The sequence below is a fragment of the Flavobacterium sp. GW823-FHT04A11 genome (assembly GCF_058796535.1).
The window spans coordinates 2,268,334-2,286,129 of record NZ_CM179503.1; the positions used below are offsets into that span (position 1 = coordinate 2,268,334).

Here is a 17,796-nt window from a genome sequence, read left to right on the forward strand (position 1 = left end):
TTAATTGAAATGTATTTTCTTTTTGAAATCCTCAATTGGCAAGGGTTTATTTAAAAATTCAGTTACATAATGATTTTCTTTAATTCGTTTGATTTCATCAGGATCCAACGTCGAGGAAAGCACATAAATCTGAATTTCTTTTTTAAAATCTTCATTTAATTTGTCATACTCATTCAAAAAATCAAAACCATTCATTATTGGCATTTGAATATCCAGTAAAATAATCAAAGACTGTTTTAAATCCTGATGATTGTATAACCACTGCAAGGCTTCCCTGCCATTATTGGTAATGTTTACCTCACTATCAAGAGATTTTTTTATAAGCTGTTTGATGACGATCTGATCAATCAGGTTATCGTCAATTAATAAAAATACAGGTTTAGATCCCATGAGAGTTTGGTATTGTTACAATAAATTTACTTCCAATATTATTTTCCGAGGATACATAAATATTTCCTCTTATATTTTCAACTGCTTCCTTTACAATATATAGTCCAAGTCCTGATCCTTTATTTTTGTTTGTTCCAAAATACATTTCAAAAATATGATCTTTAAATTCGTCTTTAATTCCAATCCCGTTATCAGATATTTCAATTTTATTAACGCCATCTGCGAGGTAAGTTTTAATAGAGATAAACATTTGTTGTTTAGTACAATCAGCATATTTAATTGCGTTTGAAAGTAAATTAGAAACAATAATTTTCAAGCGTAAACTATCACTCTCAATCTCGTCTACCAACAATTCTTTTGTAATGGCAATTTGGCTGGCATTTTCAAAATGCATTAGTTGTGCGATAGCTTCATCAAAGATTTCACGCAAACTAACAGGCTCCATTATGATTTGTTTTCGTTTATTTTTAGAATAATCAATAATATCGCTGATAAACTGATCCTGTCTGGCAAGGCTTGTATGCATTAAAGTCAAATATTCCCTAATCTGGCTCACATTGTCTTCGGCCTGAGTAATTTCAATTAAACCTTTTAAAGAAGTTATGGGAGATCTTAAATCATGGGATGCGCTGTATACAAAACGATCAAGTTCATGATTAACCAATATCAGATTTTCATTTTTAACTTCAATTTCTTTTTTAGAAACAATCAGGCGCTTTACCATTATCGAATAATAAAGACTAACACTGCAAACTATAATCAGGATAAAAAACACGTTAGTAAAAATAAGCAGGCCTTTTATTTTTCGGGTTCCTTCTCCTAATGTGTTCGAAAAGTTGCGCTCATTAATAGTGAGTTTATCACTGATGATACTAATATCCTGAAGAAATTTTTGCTGATCGGCAACAGTTAAAATATCGTGTTTTATTTTGGCATTAATTTCCTGCCCGATAATAAACAGTTTAAAGATTAATTTATCGCCTTGTTCCCATTCGTGAATCGCTTTTGCTAAAAAAGAAATCTGTCTAAAATTGACAAACAACCAAATGAGATCATCAATATCTTCCTGATGATTTCTGCCTACAAGCAATGCTTTTCGGGCAATTGCATTATCTCCGGCTTTTAATAATGTTACTCTCGCTGTACCGTCACCTTGGGGAACTTTGAGTTCTTCGAGATATAATTTCCATTGATTTTTATCTTTAGTATACAAATAAGTAATCAAATGTCGCGAAGCATCTTTTTGTCCTTTTGAATAGTGCGATTCTCCGTTAACATACGCCCTTGTTGCTGACAAAGTTTTAATGGTAAAAAAGTTAATGCAAATTAATAATGCACAGCAAGCAAAGACAATTAAAAGAAGAAAGAAAACATTTGCGAAACGTAACTTCTTAAAAACTTGAAATTTAGACATAGCTTCCGAATTTGTAGGTTAGTAATTTTATTCCGGTTTATAGTCAATTTTGGCAGAAAAACACTTTTTTATAATAACCTTAAGGGTCTGATTATTATAAGTAAAATTAAACAAGTGTTAATGAAATGTTTGAATTTTAAGGTCAATCTAACGATTATCTCAAATTTAGTAAAAAAATATTACGGTTTTACAAATGGTTTGTTTTTTCTTGTTAAATTATTTCTAAGTATTAATTTTAATTTAAATAACTGATTATTATTAATTTAATAATTATTTTTATTGATTTTTAAAAATAATGTATTATTTTTTCAATTTAATGTAGCATAGAGGATTTAATGTATATTCTGTTTTTTGTTTAACGATATGAGTAGTTTAAAAATAAAAAACTGCAAGGTAATCTTGCAGTTTTTATTATGGTATTGTTACGAGAGATAAGTTTCTTATATAATAATAGAACGCTTGCCAATTAATTTATCATTTGATGAAGTTTCCCAAGAAGTACCTGAAGCTGGTACGGCTCTTTCTCGTCCCCACATTCTTATTGATTCAATTTTTTCCGGAGCCGTTTTGCTTAAGGGTACAATATTTTTAAAACATTTTTCAAAAAGATTATCATCTACAATATTGTCTCCATGAATAACTGCCTGAATCGCAACATCTCTAACAGCGCCTTCTATATCGGAGCCGGCAAAACCTTCAGAAATCTCAACAAGTTGCTCTAATGTATGTGCAGAAGGCTGGAATAATAAATTACGTTTTATGTATAAGTTGATAATGTCTTTTCTCTCAATTGTTCCGGGTAAATCAACGAAAAACAATTCGTCAAAACGTCCTCTGCGTAAAAGTTCAGGAGGTAATTTACTAACATCATTTGCAGTAGAAACAACAAAAACTTTAGCTGTACTTTCTTGAAGCCAAAACAAAAATTGCCCAACCATTCTGGTAGATGTTCCTCCATCATTAGAACCTGTTGCTCCAGATAGTCCTTTTTCAATTTCATCAATCCATAAGACGCAAGGTGCTGCATTGTCTGCAGATGCTAAAGCTTCTTTAAGTCTATTCTCAGATTGACCTAGATATTGCCCTTGTATAGCTGCAAGATCAAGTCGATAAAGAGGTAAATTCCAGTTTGCAGCAATAAATTTGGCAGATAACGATTTACCGCAACCTGGAACTCCTACTAATAAAACACCTCTTGGAGGTCTCATTTTTCTTGCTTTTAGATCTGCAGTTAAAAGTTGTTTCTGATTATCAAGCCATTGCTGTAAACCTGCTAAACCTGCAACGGATAAAGTAGAATTATCTAGCTTTACTTTTTCTAATCCGGAAATATCACTAAATAATCTATCCTTGGCATTGCTTAATTCTTTGATATCTTCTTTGGTTAAAGATCCTTTTGCCATTTGAGTAGCTAAAACATTCTCTGCTTCAATTTTAGTCATATTTGCTAAAATTGTTGCAGCCATTTTATAATCGTTTTCATCCCATTCAAGCGGAATTGAGCCTTTATAAGGTGTAACGCAATCTCTGACAACTTCTAACATCTCTTCTTCATTTGGTGCATCGAGCGTGATAGTCATTCCTAAGCGCTGCAATTGTGGCCAAATTGTTTTAGTGGTGATTAAGCAAATGCTACCACCTCTTTCAATAGCCTGAATAACACAATCATAAAGATGTCTTGAGACTAAGTTATCATCTTCAATGTCGCTAACTTCGGTAAAAACAAAAGTTAAATTTTGTCTTTGTGAAATATTTTGAACAGCATAATCTAAACCACCAGCAACTGAGCGATCGTCATTTACGCTTTTTTTTGATTTGATATCAATAGTACCATGTGATAAGCTATGAAAGTAAATTGGAATATTAATTTCTTCAGCTAATTGTTGGATTACTTCTAATACCCTTGCCCGTTCAATGCTTCTAATAGATATAAAAGGTATTCTTGCTCTGAACATTCGCAAAAGCGAAGTTTTAAATTCTGCTTTATTTGCCATTTTAAAATATAATTTTTCTCCCCGTTGGAGCAATTAGTTCATTATTTTCAGGAATAAATTTAATTTCCTCAGAAATGGGACTAAGTTCAAAAGACTTTAATAAGATTAAAATTTTATCTCTTCCTTTTGAAATTTTAGAATTATTGCTATTTAATGAAGATTTAATTTCAGTAACGAAATCTTCCAAATCTTTTTGCAATGTTTTTTTTAAATCGTCTGGAAACCCATTTACATTAATATATTTATTTAATGTAAGAAGATTTTGTTTGCCATTTCGTAAAGCAATTTCAAAATCTTCTTCTGTTTTAAGGTCTTGCAACTGAAAAGATCTTTGAAATTTATCAAGCCATTTTTGCTTACGTTTTTTATAGACTTCTTCAACTTTGATATAAAAGCGTACTGCTGTTCCTGCATCAATTATAAAACTGCCTTTATTCAATTCTTCTATAACAGAATCATCTCCATCGCCGAACTTGTCAAGTAACTTTGTCCATTCTGAATATGTTGTAGGTATAGTCATTATTCTGATTTTATTCTTGGATTTATAAATTGATTTGGTGGATTGATGTCCCAATCAGGAAATTTTGCATTACTCAATTCGGCTTCTGTTCTGCCTTGAAATAAATTTGGCTTTATATTGATTTCTTTCTTTATTTCTTGTGTGGTATTTTCAGATTCTTCCGAATGATTACCTAAAATTATTTTGGCCATTTTTTTTGATTTTAATTAATTAAATAATATTTCTTACTGTTTCTTTCGATACACTTGAAAAATCTTCGGGAGTAATTGAGGCTAATAATTGTCTCACTTGTTCTGCTTTATTATCCTCATCAGAATGTTCTTTCCTGTAGTCTACAGTTTCTGCCAGACAACCTCTTAAAACTTCTTTTGCTTTTTGTTTTCTCTCTTCGACATTCTCAATAATTATATTTTTGGCTTTTTTATGATTGTTGATAGAATTCCAAACTACGACACTACCTATTCCCGTTCCGATAATACCCACGATTATATGAAGACTAAAAGCCCACAAGCCCAGTATACCGATTAATATCCCAATGATAATACCTGCATAAGGATATGAAAGTTTTGTGAGCTCCTTTTCTAATATATGACTATAGAAATCTTCTTGTTTTTTTAGAAGTTCATTTTCCTCACTTCCATCTCTGGTGGAAGTTTTAAAATCATCAATTGAAAGGTCAACATATTCAGGTATTTTATTTCTGCATTGTGCTGTAAAAGTATCATGTGCTTCCAATATCCAAGGTTGACTTATTGAAACGGCAAGTGCCTGAGTGACCTTTGTTGCCCCGGATAATTCTGGATTGAATGAGGCATTTGTAAGCAGTTGAAGAAAATCAACTTGTTCTTCAAATATATGTTTTTCAGCATCCATAATTCCTTGTGCGGCAGCTTTATCTCCATCCATTTGAATAATAAGCTGATTAAACCTTACTTGTTCCTGTAATGGTAATTCTTCATCATCAAAATTGGTAACCAATAAAGATAAAATTTCATCTAATTGAATTTTAACGCTTTTAGAAAAATCTGCAGAGGATGATATTATACTTTTAAAATGACTATCTAAAATTTCATGCGTTTTAGCTTCTTTTAAAGAATTTTCAAGAGAATTCCAGTTACTAGAAAATTTTTCGAGTAATGGATACTTATCATCAGACAAGGGTCCTAGTGCTTCAAAAAAATTAACCCATTGTGATTTTTGTTCATCTACAAAAGTGTCTCCCTGTGTAAGTTGATCCAGCCAGTTTTTCACATTCATCATCATTAATTGCCTTGCTGCGGGAGGAAATACACCAGTAGTTACAGCTTCCAGTATAATTATAAATTCTCTGTCAAGGTTATGAGGATTTTGATGCATAAAATAGCGCTCAAGCCATTTTAAGCTTGCATCGTTTCGCGTTAATCTTCTCATTACCATCATAAAGAAAAGAGTGGTTTTATAATCATCCCTTTTCAAAGCTTCAGTCAATGCTTTTTCAGTTGTATTTTTGTCATTTCTAACCCAGGCAGCTAAAGAAACCAAAGCAGGTGCCAACCAGTAACCCGGTGCCTTTATCATTATTTCTTCTGTAGTAAATTTTAAAGTTTCATCACTTATTACTCCTGTATCTACTCCTTGCAGAATGCCAGTTGCCATTCTTCGAACATCTGAATAATAGCCAAATTTAATTTGTAAATCTTGTTTTAAATTACCTTGTCTGGTTTCTGCAAGTTGTAGTGCTTTGTGTTTTATATCTGATTCTACAAAATCTGCAAAAAAGTCAGCAAATTTTACAAGTTCACTTTCTAGGTGATCTTGTTTGAAATTTAATGTTCCTAGTTCAGAATGTACTCCAGACATATCTGACTTTATTGATCTTAATGCATTATTTATAAAGCTAAGATCAGCATAAGAGATTACTTGTTGTGACATAATTATATTAGTTTATTGGTGTTATAATTTTGTTGCAGTTCCATCTTCCCGAATTAAAATGATTTTATCTTTATAAATTTCCACCATAGCATAAGCATTGTGTTTGGCAACTGTTCGGGCTTTTTCAAATTCAGCTTCCATTGTTTCTGTTGCTTTATAATGTTTGATGATTTGACTCCCACTCAAATCAAGAGTATGAACTTCATAAGGATGTCCTAAAAAACATTTCGAAACAATTCCTAGTGGTAAACTAACAAGTTCAGCAGTACCAAATTCTTCCTGAATTGCTTTTATGAGCTCGCTCATTCCGTTAGTATTTGCCAATGTTTTGGCATCAAGTCCGGAAATAAGATCAAGATATTTTTTTGAACGTTTTTTTAGAATATCTCTGTCACTAATAAAACCAGTTGTTAAATTTTCTTTTTGATTTACATCAAGATTTATATTGTCGTTTTGTAGAATAATCCTTGCCATATCTTTTGAATTATCGTAATTTTTTGTTTTTCAAATGTAACTAGTACGAAAAGTTAAATTTTATGGAAAACCGTAAATGAGATTTTAAATTAAATTTCTAATAAAACCAAATTTGCGTGAGGATAGAGTCTTTTGTGATGTGAAAAGGACTACGACTTCGCTCAGTTTGACACTAGAGAATAGGATTGAAATTAAGATTTAGCATAATGTAAAATCTAAATTCTAAAATTTCCAAAAAAAGTATATCTTTAACCAACCCAAAAACCAAAAAATAATGCAAGAAGACAACCAGGAAAATTTTAAAAGAGAACTCGGATTACTAGACGGAACTATGCTTGTTGTAGGCTCCATGATTGGTTCCGGGATTTTTATCGTGAGTGCCGATATCGCCAGACAAGTAGGATCTGCAGGATGGCTGACTTTAATTTGGCTAATCTCGGGCTTAATTACAATTATTGCTGCCGTAAGTTATGGCGAATTAAGTGCGATGTTTCCAAAAGCGGGCGGACAATATGTGTACCTGAAAGAAGCGTACAATAAATTAATAGCCTTTTTATACGGCTGGAGCTTTTTTGCTGTTATTCAAACCGGAACGATTGCCGCTGTTGGTGTGGCTTTTTCGAAGTTTGCCGCTTATATCTATGAGCCTTTAAGTGACGAAAATATCTTGTTTGAGTTAGGTGCTTTTAAATTGAATGCAGCACAAATTGTATCTATTTTTACGATTGTTCTGCTGACTTATATTAATAGTCGTGGTGTAAAAAACGGAAAAATTTTGCAAACCGTTCTTACAATCATTAAAATTTTATCATTATTAGGTTTAATCGTTTTTGGATTAACCCTTGCTGCAAAAGCTTCAATATGGGATGCGAATTGGGCAGACGCCTGGACAACAAGTTCTTATAATGCCGAAAGTGGTTCATGGCTGCCAATTAGCGGAACAGCTTTAATTACCGGAATTTCTGCTGCTATGGTAGGATCATTATTTTCAAGTGATGCCTGGAATGGAGTAACGTTTATTGCCGGAGAAATTAAAAATCCAAAACGCAATGTTGGTTTCAGTTTATTTCTGGGAACTTTCATCGTAACGATTATATATGTATTAACCAATTTGATGTATTTGGCAGTAATTCCGCTGGACGAAATTGCAACTGCAAAATCAGATAGAGTAGCAGTAGTCGCTTCGCAATATATCTTTGGAAATATCGGAACATTAATCATTGCTATTATGATTATGATTTCAACTTTTGCCTGCAACAACGGATTAATTATGGCCGGTGCGAGAGTATATTATACAATGGCAAATGATGGTTTATTTTTTAAAAAAGCGGCTATTCTTAATAATGCAAGCGTTCCTGCATGGGCATTATGGGCGCAATGTGTTTGGGCTTCGGCTTTGTGTCTGACAGGAAAATATGGCGATTTATTAGACTTCGTTATCATCATCGTTTTAATTTTTTATATTCTTACTATCTACGGAATTTTCATTTTACGTAAAAAAATGCCAGATGTAGAAAGACCTTACAAAGCTTTTGGATATCCGTTTTTACCAATGTTGTATATCGTAATTGCAACAGCAATTTGTATTTCATTGTTAATTACAAAATTCTCAACTTGCGGTTGGGGAATTTTAATCATGTTAATTGGAATTCCGGTATATTACTTAACAAAACCTAAAGAGAACTAAAAGTTTGTTTGAGAGTTTAAAGTTTCAAATTAACGAACTTTTTGACTCAACAAACTTTATGAAATAAATAAAAAGCGCCTTGTTTTTTACAAGGCGCTTTCTTTTATAAAAACTATTCAGAAAAATCGCTAGTAATCCTTTCTTCCGTAGGTCTTAAAAAAATAAGATAAATGATAATTAGTATTCCGAATATTAAAAAATCAGGTTTTAAAATCAGGACAGCAAAAGCAGCGCCTTCTAAAATTGCCCAGCGCATAATTGAAGCAGTCTGATAAACAGGCATCTTATCTTCGAGTTTTAATTTTGGATCAATTTGCTTTAATTGTGATTTAAAGAGTAAACTGCTTAAAATAAAAGCTAAAAGAGGTATAATAGCATACACAATTGAAGAGCAATCAATAGTAGGGATTTTTTTTAGTTTTTCAACCGAAATTTCTCCTATTACAAAATATGCAACTATCAATCCTGCACAAAGTGCAAAATGTATTATTTGAAGATTTTTGATTTTTTCGTTCATTTTTGATTTATTTAAGAGGTTGATTGAGTGCTACTAATATATAATTAAATACAGTGCAAAATATTCAATTATCAAAATGCCAATAACAAAGAAATGCGCTTAAACCCAGGCATAAAAAATCCCGCAAAATCACAGAAGCGCTAAGTTTTTTTTTCTTTGCGATCTTGTGTCTTTGCGAGAAAAAATCAATATTAACCTTAGCAAACCTTGCTAATTCTGCGGTTAAAAATTAAACTATTTCAGGTTCAATAGAAGATTTTATAGTTGAATTAATAATAGACAAGGTAAGAGGATCTGCTTCTCCGGAGAAAAAAGCATCCAGAATTTCTTTAAATATTGGATTTGTGTTTTCAACCAAAGAAAAAAGAGTCATAGAAGAGCGTAGTTTTCGAGCATCTAAATCTCCAAAAATACCATCTGCTGACTTTCTTTTAAAAGTCAAAAGCAATTGAGAAATTTCAATAAGATATTTTCCTAAAATAGGATGTTCTAAAAACTCCGTTGCTTCTTTTAAATCGGCAATCGCATAATAATTTGCGGTATCACTTTTACCTAACCCTTTTAACTGAGGAAAGATAAACCACATCCAGTGTGTTTCTTTTTTTCCTTTTTTAATTTCAGAAAAAGCAGTAAGGTAAAGTTTATTTTGTGCATCTAAAAAACGCATTAAATCATTGTTTGAGTAAGCCATTTTGGTATTATATATATGAAAAAAAAGGGTGCGAAAGTACTAAAAAATTTAAGGTCTGCCTAATAAAAGGTTCATACTGTGAGGGTTTTAACTTTTGGTGAGGAATTTTTGTACACTATTTCTGGTGTGAAAATGTTTGATATTATCCTCCTTTCGATGAATTCTCCTAAAGGTCAAATTGATTCTTGGCAATACATTTTTGGCCGTTTTAGGAACCTGATGCTGCCAAAAGCTATTGGTTGTTCCTGCCATCAAAAGAAAAGAGCCATGATGTAAAGGAATCTCAATTTGCGGAATATCTTTTCTAAATTTATGACGCAATCTGAACATTCTCGTTTCTCCAAAAGTAACCGAGGCTATAATAGGATTTTGCCCCGTATTGTGCTCTTTATCACTGTGCCACGCCACGCCATCTTTACCATTTCGGTATAAATTCAGCAGTAAAGCATTAAAATCAAGCTGAGTTTCTTTTTCAACCCGGCTTCTAATCGTCAGCAATTCATAGGTCCAGTCAGGACCGTTGGGATCTGCTCCTGGATTTTCTTTGTCTTCATACCACGCGATCATTCTGGGAGCAGTAACAGTTTTATCAAAAATTTCCATTTCATATTCTCTCCATTTCGTATGATGCAGCAGTTTTTCATAAAAGCGATCAGATTCTTCTTTAGTGAAAAAATTATCAATCAAAATGAGTTCAGTATCAGGCAGGTCATATATAACTTTACCGCGGTTTCCGGTAGTAAATAATTCAGTATCGTTAAATAGTGTCATAAGTCAGTATTTTAAAGTTATAGCTCTATTTTAAAATTCATTTTAGGAAGTGCTTGTTAAAAAAAACTTTCCTCGGATATTTCTCGGCATAACTGTAGATTAAATGCGTTATATATTGGTTGCTTTTGTAATGTGTAACATAATCCTTGAGCTCTGATGGATCAGTAATTACAACATCTGACGGAATATAACCCATGCCGTAAAAGTGTCCGTTTTCAACCCAGATACAACTTTTTTCATCTGCCGATCTGCCTTTGTCAATAATAGCAAAACTGGGTCTGTTGCTTAATAAAAATTCAATAGCATTTTCGATCTGCTCGTTGTGAAGCGTGATATCGGGTAAATCTGTGAGATCATTTTTTTGAAAAATTTCTTCTGCCGATGTACAGTATTTACAAAATCGATGATCAAGTTCAAATTGCTGAGCCAGACTTTGCAATAAATTTATTCCATCGTATGAACTATTGAAATGTTCAATACAAGACTGAAACTTACTAAGTTTTCCAACAGCCAGATATTTGTATCCGTTGCGGGCTTCGTATTGATAAAGTCCGTATTTTGGTTCAAAACGTTTTAAGGCTCTGTTATAGGTTGGCCAAAGCTGTTTAATTTCAGTACATTCTAAAAGCAGTGCCATTAATTCGGTAGCACAAATTTCAAAGGAAATACTATAAATGTCCCGTAAAAAATTTTGTCTTTGCGGATTAACGTTGTGACCGCTAAAATGAGAAGCCACACGTTTTTTTATATTAATCGCTTTTCCAACATAAATCACCTTTCTTAACTGATTATAGAAATAATAAACGCCTGGTTTTTCCGGTAACTTATTAAAATGATCAGGCGGAAGATTTGGCGGTAAACGCTGATCTTGCGACGTGTTTTTTATCATTTTTGTGATATACCCTTCCTCATCCCATTCTAATAATCGGGAAAATAATATAGCTGTAGCATCTGCATCGCCACCGGCACGATGTCTGTGCTCTAAAGGAATATTTAATGAATTGCAGAGATTTCCTAAGCTGTAGGACCCAAATCCGGGTCTGATTTTTCTTGATGCGCGAACGGTACATAATTTTCTCGCTGTCCACTTAAACCCCGCTTGTTCAAGTTGGTGACGTACGAATGAATAATCAAAGTTGACATTATGCGCAACAAAAACACGATCAGTAAGCATTTCCAGTACTTTCTCTGCAATATCATCAAATATAGGAGCGTGAGCTACCATTTCGTTATTAATACCGGTTAACCCAAAAATAGATATAGGTATTTCTTTTTCAGGATTTACGAGCGTTTCAAATCGGTCGATTACATTAGTTCCGTCATGAATAATAATGGCGATTTCTGTAATGCGGCTGCCACTGGCGTTACCACCCGTGGTTTCGATATCTACTATGGCATATTCCAGCTTTTTCATCTCTATATAACGTAAAACCTATTTTTAATCTTGTAAAAATCTTTAATTCTAATTATTTTGAAAACTTCATTCGGTGTCTGGGTAAATTAATTTCATGCCCTTGCGGATATGGTTGCCGATGCGTGGGACTTACATCTTCCTTAATTTGACGCTGTGTTTTAAACTGATCTTTCGCATCCATATAACGCGGATCCGGCATAAAAGGCATCTTTGCCATTTTTGTAATAGTGATTGTTGGAAAATGATAATCAACTTCTACATTTCCCAGAAGAAGATAACAACCGCCGCCCTGAAAAGGATACTGCGCCAGACAATCAGGAAAATGTGCCGTATCAAAATAAGTACCTTCATAATCAATCCACGTTCCAAAATACATATTCCCTTTTTTGGTTGGAACTTGTTTTCTGGAAACCAAATAAGCCAGCATCCGAACTTGTTTTTTATGATGAACTATTAAATCTTTTGCCATTATATCACCCCGATATTTAGTTTGCAAAAGATCAAAAACAGTGCATGAAACGGGAAAACTTAAAAGTTCAATTTCATCAAAAGCATCTTCAAAAACAGAACGTTCCAAGGTGGGAAGTTTATATTCTTTTACCGGTTCCTGCAATAACATCAAACTTCTGTTTTCTGGTTTGAAATTATTTAAAAGCAAAGTCGCAATCACCAAAAGCTGATTTTTTGTTTTTCCTGTAAAGCGAAAAGCGTCAATAAAAATCAGGATTTTAATACTTTCAATACCAATTGGTATACGATTGATAAAATCTTCTAAAGAAAGAAATTCGCCATTTTTCTCCCGATCCGATTCAATTAAATGACCCGTTTTTGATTCTAAACCCTGAAGATGCATAAATCCTAAATAAATAGCAGTGCCATATACAGTAGTTTGATATTCGCTTTTATTTACACACGGATTAAGAATTGTTGCGCCAGACATACGCGCTTCATGTACATAAACTTCGGTTCTGTAAAACCCTCCCTGATTATTAATTACCGCGGTCATAAATTCAACAGGGTAATTAATCTTGAGATACAAACTCTGATAACTTTCTACAGCATAAGAAGCCGAATGGGCTTTACAAAATGAAAATCCGGCAAAAGATTCGATCTGACGATAAATTTCCTGACTAAGCATTTCAGGATGTCCTTTTTTAGCACAGGAAGCAAAGAAATTATCTTTTACTTTCTGTAAAGCCTCCATCGAACGCCCTTTTCCTGACATGGCACGGCGCAGAATATCACCATCGGCAGCGTGAAGCCCGCCATAATGCTGGGCGATTTTAATAACATCTTCCTGATACACCATAATACCGTAAGTTTCACCAAGATGTTCTTTAAAAACGTCATGAAAATATTCAAATTGATCTGGATTGTTATGACGAAAAATATATTCTTTCATCATTCCGGATTGTGCTACGCCAGGGCGAATAATAGAAGAAGCCGCTACCAGAATTTTATAATTATCACATTTTAAACGACGTAATAATCCACGCATGGCAGGACTTTCGATATAAAAGCAGCCAATGGTTTTGCCTTGTGCCAAATGAAGATTACATATTCTTTCATTTTTAGAAATTGAAGTATCCCGGATATTAAGTTTAATACCTCTGTTTTTTTCAATGAGTTTTACGCTGTCATCAATATGACCAATACCACGCTGACTTAAAATATCAAATTTTTCAAAACCAATTTCTTCTGCAATATGCATATCAAAAAGTACAATTGGAAAACCTTTTGGAGGCATTTCCAATGGCGTATAATTCGTAATAGGTTCTTCAGAAATAATAATTCCGCAAGCGTGCATACTACGCTGATTTGGATATTTATTCATCATTAGACTGTAATCCTGAACCAGTTTTACGATAGAATTAGTTTCGTGTAATGCCATCGGATTTTTGGCCAGCATATCCAGTTCTTCTTTTGGGAGACCGAACACTTTTCCGACTTCCCTAAAAATAGACCGGTGTTTAAATTCTACATTTGTACCGCAAAAAGCAACATGATCACGGCCATATTTATCAAAAATATATTCCAGAATTGTGTTGCGTTCTTTCCAGCTCCAGTCGATATCAAAATCAGGCGGACTTTTTCGATTTAAATTCAGAAAACGTTCAAAATACAAATCCAATTCCAGCGGACATATATCGGTAATCCCCAAACAATATGCGATAATACTATTGGCACCGCTGCCTCGGCCAATGTGCATAAATCCCAGACTATTGCTATAGCGCACAATATCCCAAGTAATTAAGAAATAACCGCTAAATTCTAATTTGTCAACAACTTTTAGTTCTTTTTCAATACGTTTTTTGGCAAGTTCATGTTCTTTTCCGTATCGCCATTCTAATCCCTTCATTGCCAAATCGGTCAGTTTTTCCAGATCACTTTCGCGGCTTTTGGTAAAAAACTTTTTGTTTTTTTGGGTTGTAAAATCATATTTAAAATGACACGAATCGATTATTTTTTGGGTATTGGCTATAATTTCAGGATAACTTTCATAATAAGGTAAAAGAGATTCTAAAGGCACTATTTTTTCAGAGGTCTTGCAATAATCGGCCTCTGTTAATTTTGATAAAATAATATTGGTGTCGATCGCGCGAAGAATTTTATGCAGGTTAAATTCTTTTTTATTTCTAAAAGTTAACGATTGAAGCACAACCATTTTTGCCATTTTATTTTTATGTTCCGAAGTAAGAAGCCTTAAAACTTCTTCGGGACGAACTCCGATAAATTCATTTTCGCGAAGCTTTTTCGGAGCATTTTCTAAAGTATAAATCACAAAAACCGAATCAAATTCAGGAGCAATTAAAGGCAAAGGTTCTCCGCTGAAATTATGATTCGTTAAAAACCGATTCATTTCTCCAAGTCCATTGGCATTTTTAGCCAGACCAATATATCGAAATTGATGATTACAGCGAAATTCCATTCCCACAAGAGGTTTGATTTCTACTTTATCACAGGCACGTATAAAATCATAAATTCCTGTCACGGTATTAATATCGGTAAGTGCCATTGCTTTTATGCCGCAAGAAACAGCCTCCTCAACGAGTTTGTCGAGAGGAATCGTGCCGTAGCGTAGCGAATGATATGAATGACAATTGAGATACATGATTTTATTTGATACGTTTTAAAATTTCGTCTTTGTTATTTGGTTTAAAAGAAGCTCCGGCACAGCGCATTACGGCATCAAAACCATAACGGCTTTTCATTCTGTCCATCGCCGCATATAGTGCTAACATTTCCTCGGTATCTTCAAATAGGTTAATTTGATAAGTGCCCCGAACTAATCCGCTAAAGCGAACACCAACCAAACGCAGCCTCATTCTTCGTTGGTAAACTTTATCAAACAATTCCATTACGTTTTTTGTCAGAATATGATCTGCTGAGGTATAAGCAATTTTGCATTGTTTGGTTTCGGTATCAAAATTGGCGTAACGTATTTTTACTGTGACTGTTGAGGTTAACCATTGTTCTGATCGAAGTTGAAAAGCCAGTTTTTCGACCATGCCAATCAATATCGATTTTAGCATAATAATATCTATAGTATCCTGAGAAAATGTATGTTCGGTCGAAATAGATTTTCTTTCCGTATAAGGTTCAACAGGCGTATGGTCGATTCCGTTAGCTTTTTTCCAGATATCAAGACCGCTTTTACCAATCATTTGCTGTAAAACTTCGGGCGGCATTTCAGATAAAGTCTGAATTTTACGAACGCCAATTCGGGATAAAAGCTGAAAAGTAACATTACCCACCATAGGTATTTTTTGGATCGATAATGGATTCAGAAAGTTTTGTACATTCCCTTCAGGAATTTCTAAATTTCCAGTTGGTTTGCCTTCACCAGTAGCAATTTTAGAAACCGTTTTATTAACAGATAATGAAAAGCTAATAGGTAATCCGGTTTCTCTAATAACCGATTGCGCGAGTTCATCTGTCCATTTATAACTGCCATGAAATTTATCCATTCCGGTAATATCAAGATAGAATTCATCAATACTGGCTTTCTCCATTATCGGTGCTTTTTCCTGAATAACCTGAGTAACATCGTGCGATAATCTAGAATACAATTCCATATCACCTTTAATTATTTTTGCATCAGGACAAAGTTTCATTGCCATCTGAATAGGCATGGCTGAGCGTACTCCAAATTTTCTTGCTTCATACGAGCAAGAGGCCACAACACCGCGATCGCCACCACCAATAATAAGCGGAATACCACTTAACTCTGAGTTGGTTAGTCTCTCGCAGGATACAAAAAAGGTATCCAAATCCATGTGTACAATTGCCCTTGCCATTTCCTTGTTTTTGTATTAAACAAAATTAGTACAGATGATAACATTTTTTTGTATATTTGTTGTTCCAAATTATAACAAATTAATTATGTCCTTATTTTCAGATAATATCAGAGCATTGAGGGTTAAGCATAAAATATCACAAGAGAAATTAGCTGAAAACCTTAGAATTACCAGAGGAAGATACGTTAAATACGAAGATGGAACTTCCGAAGCACCGTATGATATTTTAAAGCAGATTGCTTTATATTTTCATATGAGCATTGACTTACTCTTGTCTGTTGACATACGTAAAATCAATATAGAAAATTTAATAAAACTCGAAGGAAACCGACTTATTTTGCCTATACAAGTAGATAGTTTTGGGGAGAATTATATCGAAATTGTATCCCAAAAGGCAAAAGCAGGATATCTAAACGGTTATGCCGATCCGGAATATATTGAAAGTCTGCAGCAAGTTTCCCTTCCGTTTTTAGGTCCTGGAAAACACCGCGGATTTCCTGTTGAAGGAGATTCGATGCCGCCACATGAAGACGGTTCAATCATTATTGGCCGTTATGTAGAAAGGCTGGGAGAGGTAATGGATGGAAAAACCTATATTCTGATTACCAAAAATGAGGGAATGGTATATAAACGTCTCAACAAAAACAAAAAGAATGCTTTGGTTTTGGAATCAGACAATCGTTTTTATCCGAATTATGAAGTGAAAGCTTCAGATATTTTAGAAATCTGGGAATACGAATGCAACATCGGAAGAAGCGATAAACGTCATGAACAAACAGAATCTCAAAGTATGAAAGATTTGCTTTTGGAGGTAAAACGAGAAGTGATGGAGATTAAGAATAATACATCGAATACGTAATTTCAGCTAAACAGATTATTTTTTTTCCGCCACGAATTCACGAATTATTAAATCAAAATTCGTGAATTCGTGGCGGAAAAATCTAAAAAACCTTCACAAAACCCAACCCATATTGCTGCCCATTATAAAAAGGCATTATCATAGAAGTTGAATTAGTTTCAGAAGATGATTTAAATAATTTTTTGGTGATATACGGATTCATCCAATATGCCAATTTAGTGCTCAGAATCCCAATTCCGGCTCCGGCAGCAACATCCGTTAGCCAATGTCGATTGTTGTAAATTCTAAATAATCCGGTTCCGGTTGCTACGGTATAACCTGCAATTCCGTACCAAATTGATTTGTCTTTGTATTCCTGCCATAAAAATTCGGCGCCGGCAAAAGCAGTCGCGGTATGTCCGGAAGGGAACGAATTATTAGAACTTCCGTCCGGGCGTTCTTCCTTTACCAGAGATTTTAAACCTAAAACTGTCGAAGCCATTATAACATACGAAGTCACAAAAATCACCGAACGATCCCGCATAGTATTTTTGCCTTTTACACCAAAAGCATTCAAAGCATAAACTGATGCCGCAGGTGCATACTGTGAGAAGTCATCAATGGTAATTTTTTCATCAATATCTTCAGTAACTTCATTTTTGATTTGATGATTAAAACTTAATAGCTGGTCATTTCCTATTCCAATTACACCATATCCAATCAATACACTCGGAATAATCAATTGTTTGTAATTGAATTTTAAATGATTTGATGTGCTGTCAATTTTTGTTATGGAGTCGTTTTGTTGTGCATTTGCACTCAAAAAACCGAATAAAAATACCAGAGAAATCGCTTTATAAAACATCTTTCGTTATCG

Annotated in this window: 16 protein-coding genes; 2 read left to right on the forward strand and 14 right to left on the reverse strand. The window is 33.8% G+C overall.

The window, feature by feature from the left end; translation table 11 throughout:
- From AC3QL1_RS09795 to AC3QL1_RS09825, 7 genes are all read right to left on the reverse strand, one after another.
- Complete coding sequence (locus AC3QL1_RS09795) at nt 1-390, reverse strand: response regulator (RefSeq protein ID WP_492497157.1); 390 nt, start codon at nt 388-390, stop codon at nt 1-3.
- On the reverse strand, nt 380-1,687 hold the full coding sequence (locus tag AC3QL1_RS09800) for a sensor histidine kinase (protein WP_492497159.1): 1,308 nt from the start codon (nt 1,685-1,687) through the stop codon (nt 380-382). The genes AC3QL1_RS09795 and AC3QL1_RS09800 overlap by 11 nt, the downstream gene beginning before the upstream one ends.
- A 557-nt stretch (nt 1,688-2,244) precedes the next feature.
- Nucleotides 2,245-3,798, reverse strand: a complete 1,554-nt coding sequence (locus AC3QL1_RS09805; protein ID WP_492497161.1) for an ATP-binding protein — start codon at nt 3,796-3,798, stop codon at nt 2,245-2,247.
- Nucleotide 3,799: 1 nt separating this feature from the next.
- Nucleotides 3,800-4,318 (reverse strand): hypothetical protein, encoded by a 519-nt coding sequence (locus AC3QL1_RS09810; RefSeq protein WP_492497163.1) that lies wholly within the window; start codon nt 4,316-4,318, stop codon nt 3,800-3,802.
- Nucleotides 4,318-4,509, reverse strand: coding sequence for a hypothetical protein (locus AC3QL1_RS09815; protein ID WP_492497165.1), 192 nt, complete (start codon nt 4,507-4,509; stop codon nt 4,318-4,320). The genes AC3QL1_RS09810 and AC3QL1_RS09815 overlap by 1 nt, the downstream gene beginning before the upstream one ends.
- A gap of 19 nt (nt 4,510-4,528) precedes the next feature.
- Nucleotides 4,529-6,229 (reverse strand): hypothetical protein, encoded by a 1,701-nt coding sequence (locus AC3QL1_RS09820; RefSeq protein ID WP_492497167.1) that lies wholly within the window; start codon nt 6,227-6,229, stop codon nt 4,529-4,531.
- Between the two features lie 21 nt (nt 6,230-6,250).
- Nucleotides 6,251-6,703 carry a hypothetical protein gene (locus AC3QL1_RS09825; RefSeq protein ID WP_492497169.1) on the reverse strand — a complete coding sequence of 151 codons (453 nt, stop codon included), beginning with the start codon at nt 6,701-6,703 and terminating at the stop codon, nt 6,251-6,253.
- Nucleotides 6,704-6,977: 274 nt separating this feature from the next.
- Here AC3QL1_RS09825 and AC3QL1_RS09830 point away from each other — a divergent pair, with 274 nt between their 5' ends.
- Nucleotides 6,978-8,390 carry an APC family permease gene (locus AC3QL1_RS09830; protein ID WP_492497171.1) on the forward strand — a complete coding sequence of 471 codons (1,413 nt, stop codon included), beginning with the start codon at nt 6,978-6,980 and terminating at the stop codon, nt 8,388-8,390.
- Nucleotides 8,391-8,502: 112 nt separating this feature from the next.
- On the opposite strand, the gene AC3QL1_RS09835 is transcribed toward AC3QL1_RS09830, so the two are convergent.
- From AC3QL1_RS09835 to dinB, 6 genes are all read right to left on the reverse strand, one after another.
- Entirely contained in the window at nt 8,503-8,907 is a 405-nt protein-coding gene (locus tag AC3QL1_RS09835) for an MFS transporter (protein WP_492497173.1), read from the reverse strand.
- Nucleotides 8,908-9,136: 229 nt separating this feature from the next.
- Complete coding sequence (locus AC3QL1_RS09840; protein WP_492497175.1) at nt 9,137-9,598, reverse strand: DUF1810 domain-containing protein; 462 nt, start codon at nt 9,596-9,598, stop codon at nt 9,137-9,139.
- A gap of 87 nt (nt 9,599-9,685) precedes the next feature.
- On the reverse strand, nt 9,686-10,369 hold the full coding sequence (locus AC3QL1_RS09845) for an alpha-ketoglutarate-dependent dioxygenase AlkB family protein (RefSeq protein ID WP_492497177.1): 684 nt from the start codon (nt 10,367-10,369) through the stop codon (nt 9,686-9,688).
- A gap of 37 nt (nt 10,370-10,406) precedes the next feature.
- A complete protein-coding gene (locus AC3QL1_RS09850; RefSeq protein WP_492497179.1) occupies nt 10,407-11,783 on the reverse strand; it encodes an exonuclease domain-containing protein in 1,377 nt (458 codons plus the stop codon).
- Between the two features lie 52 nt (nt 11,784-11,835).
- Entirely contained in the window at nt 11,836-14,895 is a 3,060-nt protein-coding gene (locus AC3QL1_RS09855; protein WP_492497181.1) for a DNA polymerase III subunit alpha, read from the reverse strand.
- 4 nt (nt 14,896-14,899) lie between these two features.
- The gene (dinB, locus tag AC3QL1_RS09860) at nt 14,900-16,081 is read right to left on the reverse strand and encodes a DNA polymerase IV (protein ID WP_492497183.1); all 1,182 of its coding nucleotides are present in this window, start codon (nt 16,079-16,081) and stop codon (nt 14,900-14,902) included.
- Nucleotides 16,082-16,166: 85 nt separating this feature from the next.
- On the opposite strand from dinB, the gene AC3QL1_RS09865 reads away from it, so the two are divergent.
- Nucleotides 16,167-16,940, forward strand: a complete 774-nt coding sequence (locus tag AC3QL1_RS09865; protein WP_492497185.1) for an XRE family transcriptional regulator — start codon at nt 16,167-16,169, stop codon at nt 16,938-16,940.
- 82 nt (nt 16,941-17,022) lie between these two features.
- On the opposite strand, the gene AC3QL1_RS09870 is transcribed toward AC3QL1_RS09865, so the two are convergent.
- Complete coding sequence (locus AC3QL1_RS09870; protein ID WP_492497187.1) at nt 17,023-17,784, reverse strand: phosphatase PAP2 family protein; 762 nt, start codon at nt 17,782-17,784, stop codon at nt 17,023-17,025.
- Nucleotides 17,785-17,796: the final 12 nt, after the last annotated feature.

Coding starts and splice junctions, on each gene's coding strand:
- AC3QL1_RS09815 (WP_492497165.1), bottom strand. CDS start 4,509: ATGGCCAAAATAATTTTAGGTAATCATTCGGAAGAATCTGAAAATACC.
- AC3QL1_RS09810 (WP_492497163.1), bottom strand. CDS start 4,318: ATGACTATACCTACAACATATTCAGAATGGACAAAGTTACTTGACAAG.
- AC3QL1_RS09840 (WP_492497175.1), bottom strand. CDS start 9,598: ATGGCTTACTCAAACAATGATTTAATGCGTTTTTTAGATGCACAAAAT.
- AC3QL1_RS09870 (WP_492497187.1), bottom strand. CDS start 17,784: ATGTTTTATAAAGCGATTTCTCTGGTATTTTTATTCGGTTTTTTGAGT.
- AC3QL1_RS09830 (WP_492497171.1), top strand. CDS start 6,978: ATGCAAGAAGACAACCAGGAAAATTTTAAAAGAGAACTCGGATTACTA.
- AC3QL1_RS09820 (WP_492497167.1), bottom strand. CDS start 6,229: ATGTCACAACAAGTAATCTCTTATGCTGATCTTAGCTTTATAAATAAT.
- dinB (WP_492497183.1), bottom strand. CDS start 16,081: ATGGCAAGGGCAATTGTACACATGGATTTGGATACCTTTTTTGTATCC.
- AC3QL1_RS09825 (WP_492497169.1), bottom strand. CDS start 6,703: ATGGCAAGGATTATTCTACAAAACGACAATATAAATCTTGATGTAAAT.
- AC3QL1_RS09855 (WP_492497181.1), bottom strand. CDS start 14,895: ATGTATCTCAATTGTCATTCATATCATTCGCTACGCTACGGCACGATT.
- AC3QL1_RS09865 (WP_492497185.1), top strand. CDS start 16,167: ATGTCCTTATTTTCAGATAATATCAGAGCATTGAGGGTTAAGCATAAA.
- AC3QL1_RS09795 (WP_492497157.1), bottom strand. CDS start 390: ATGGGATCTAAACCTGTATTTTTATTAATTGACGATAACCTGATTGAT.
- AC3QL1_RS09850 (WP_492497179.1), bottom strand. CDS start 11,783: ATGAAAAAGCTGGAATATGCCATAGTAGATATCGAAACCACGGGTGGT.
- AC3QL1_RS09835 (WP_492497173.1), bottom strand. CDS start 8,907: ATGAACGAAAAAATCAAAAATCTTCAAATAATACATTTTGCACTTTGT.
- AC3QL1_RS09805 (WP_492497161.1), bottom strand. CDS start 3,798: ATGGCAAATAAAGCAGAATTTAAAACTTCGCTTTTGCGAATGTTCAGA.
- AC3QL1_RS09845 (WP_492497177.1), bottom strand. CDS start 10,369: ATGACACTATTTAACGATACTGAATTATTTACTACCGGAAACCGCGGT.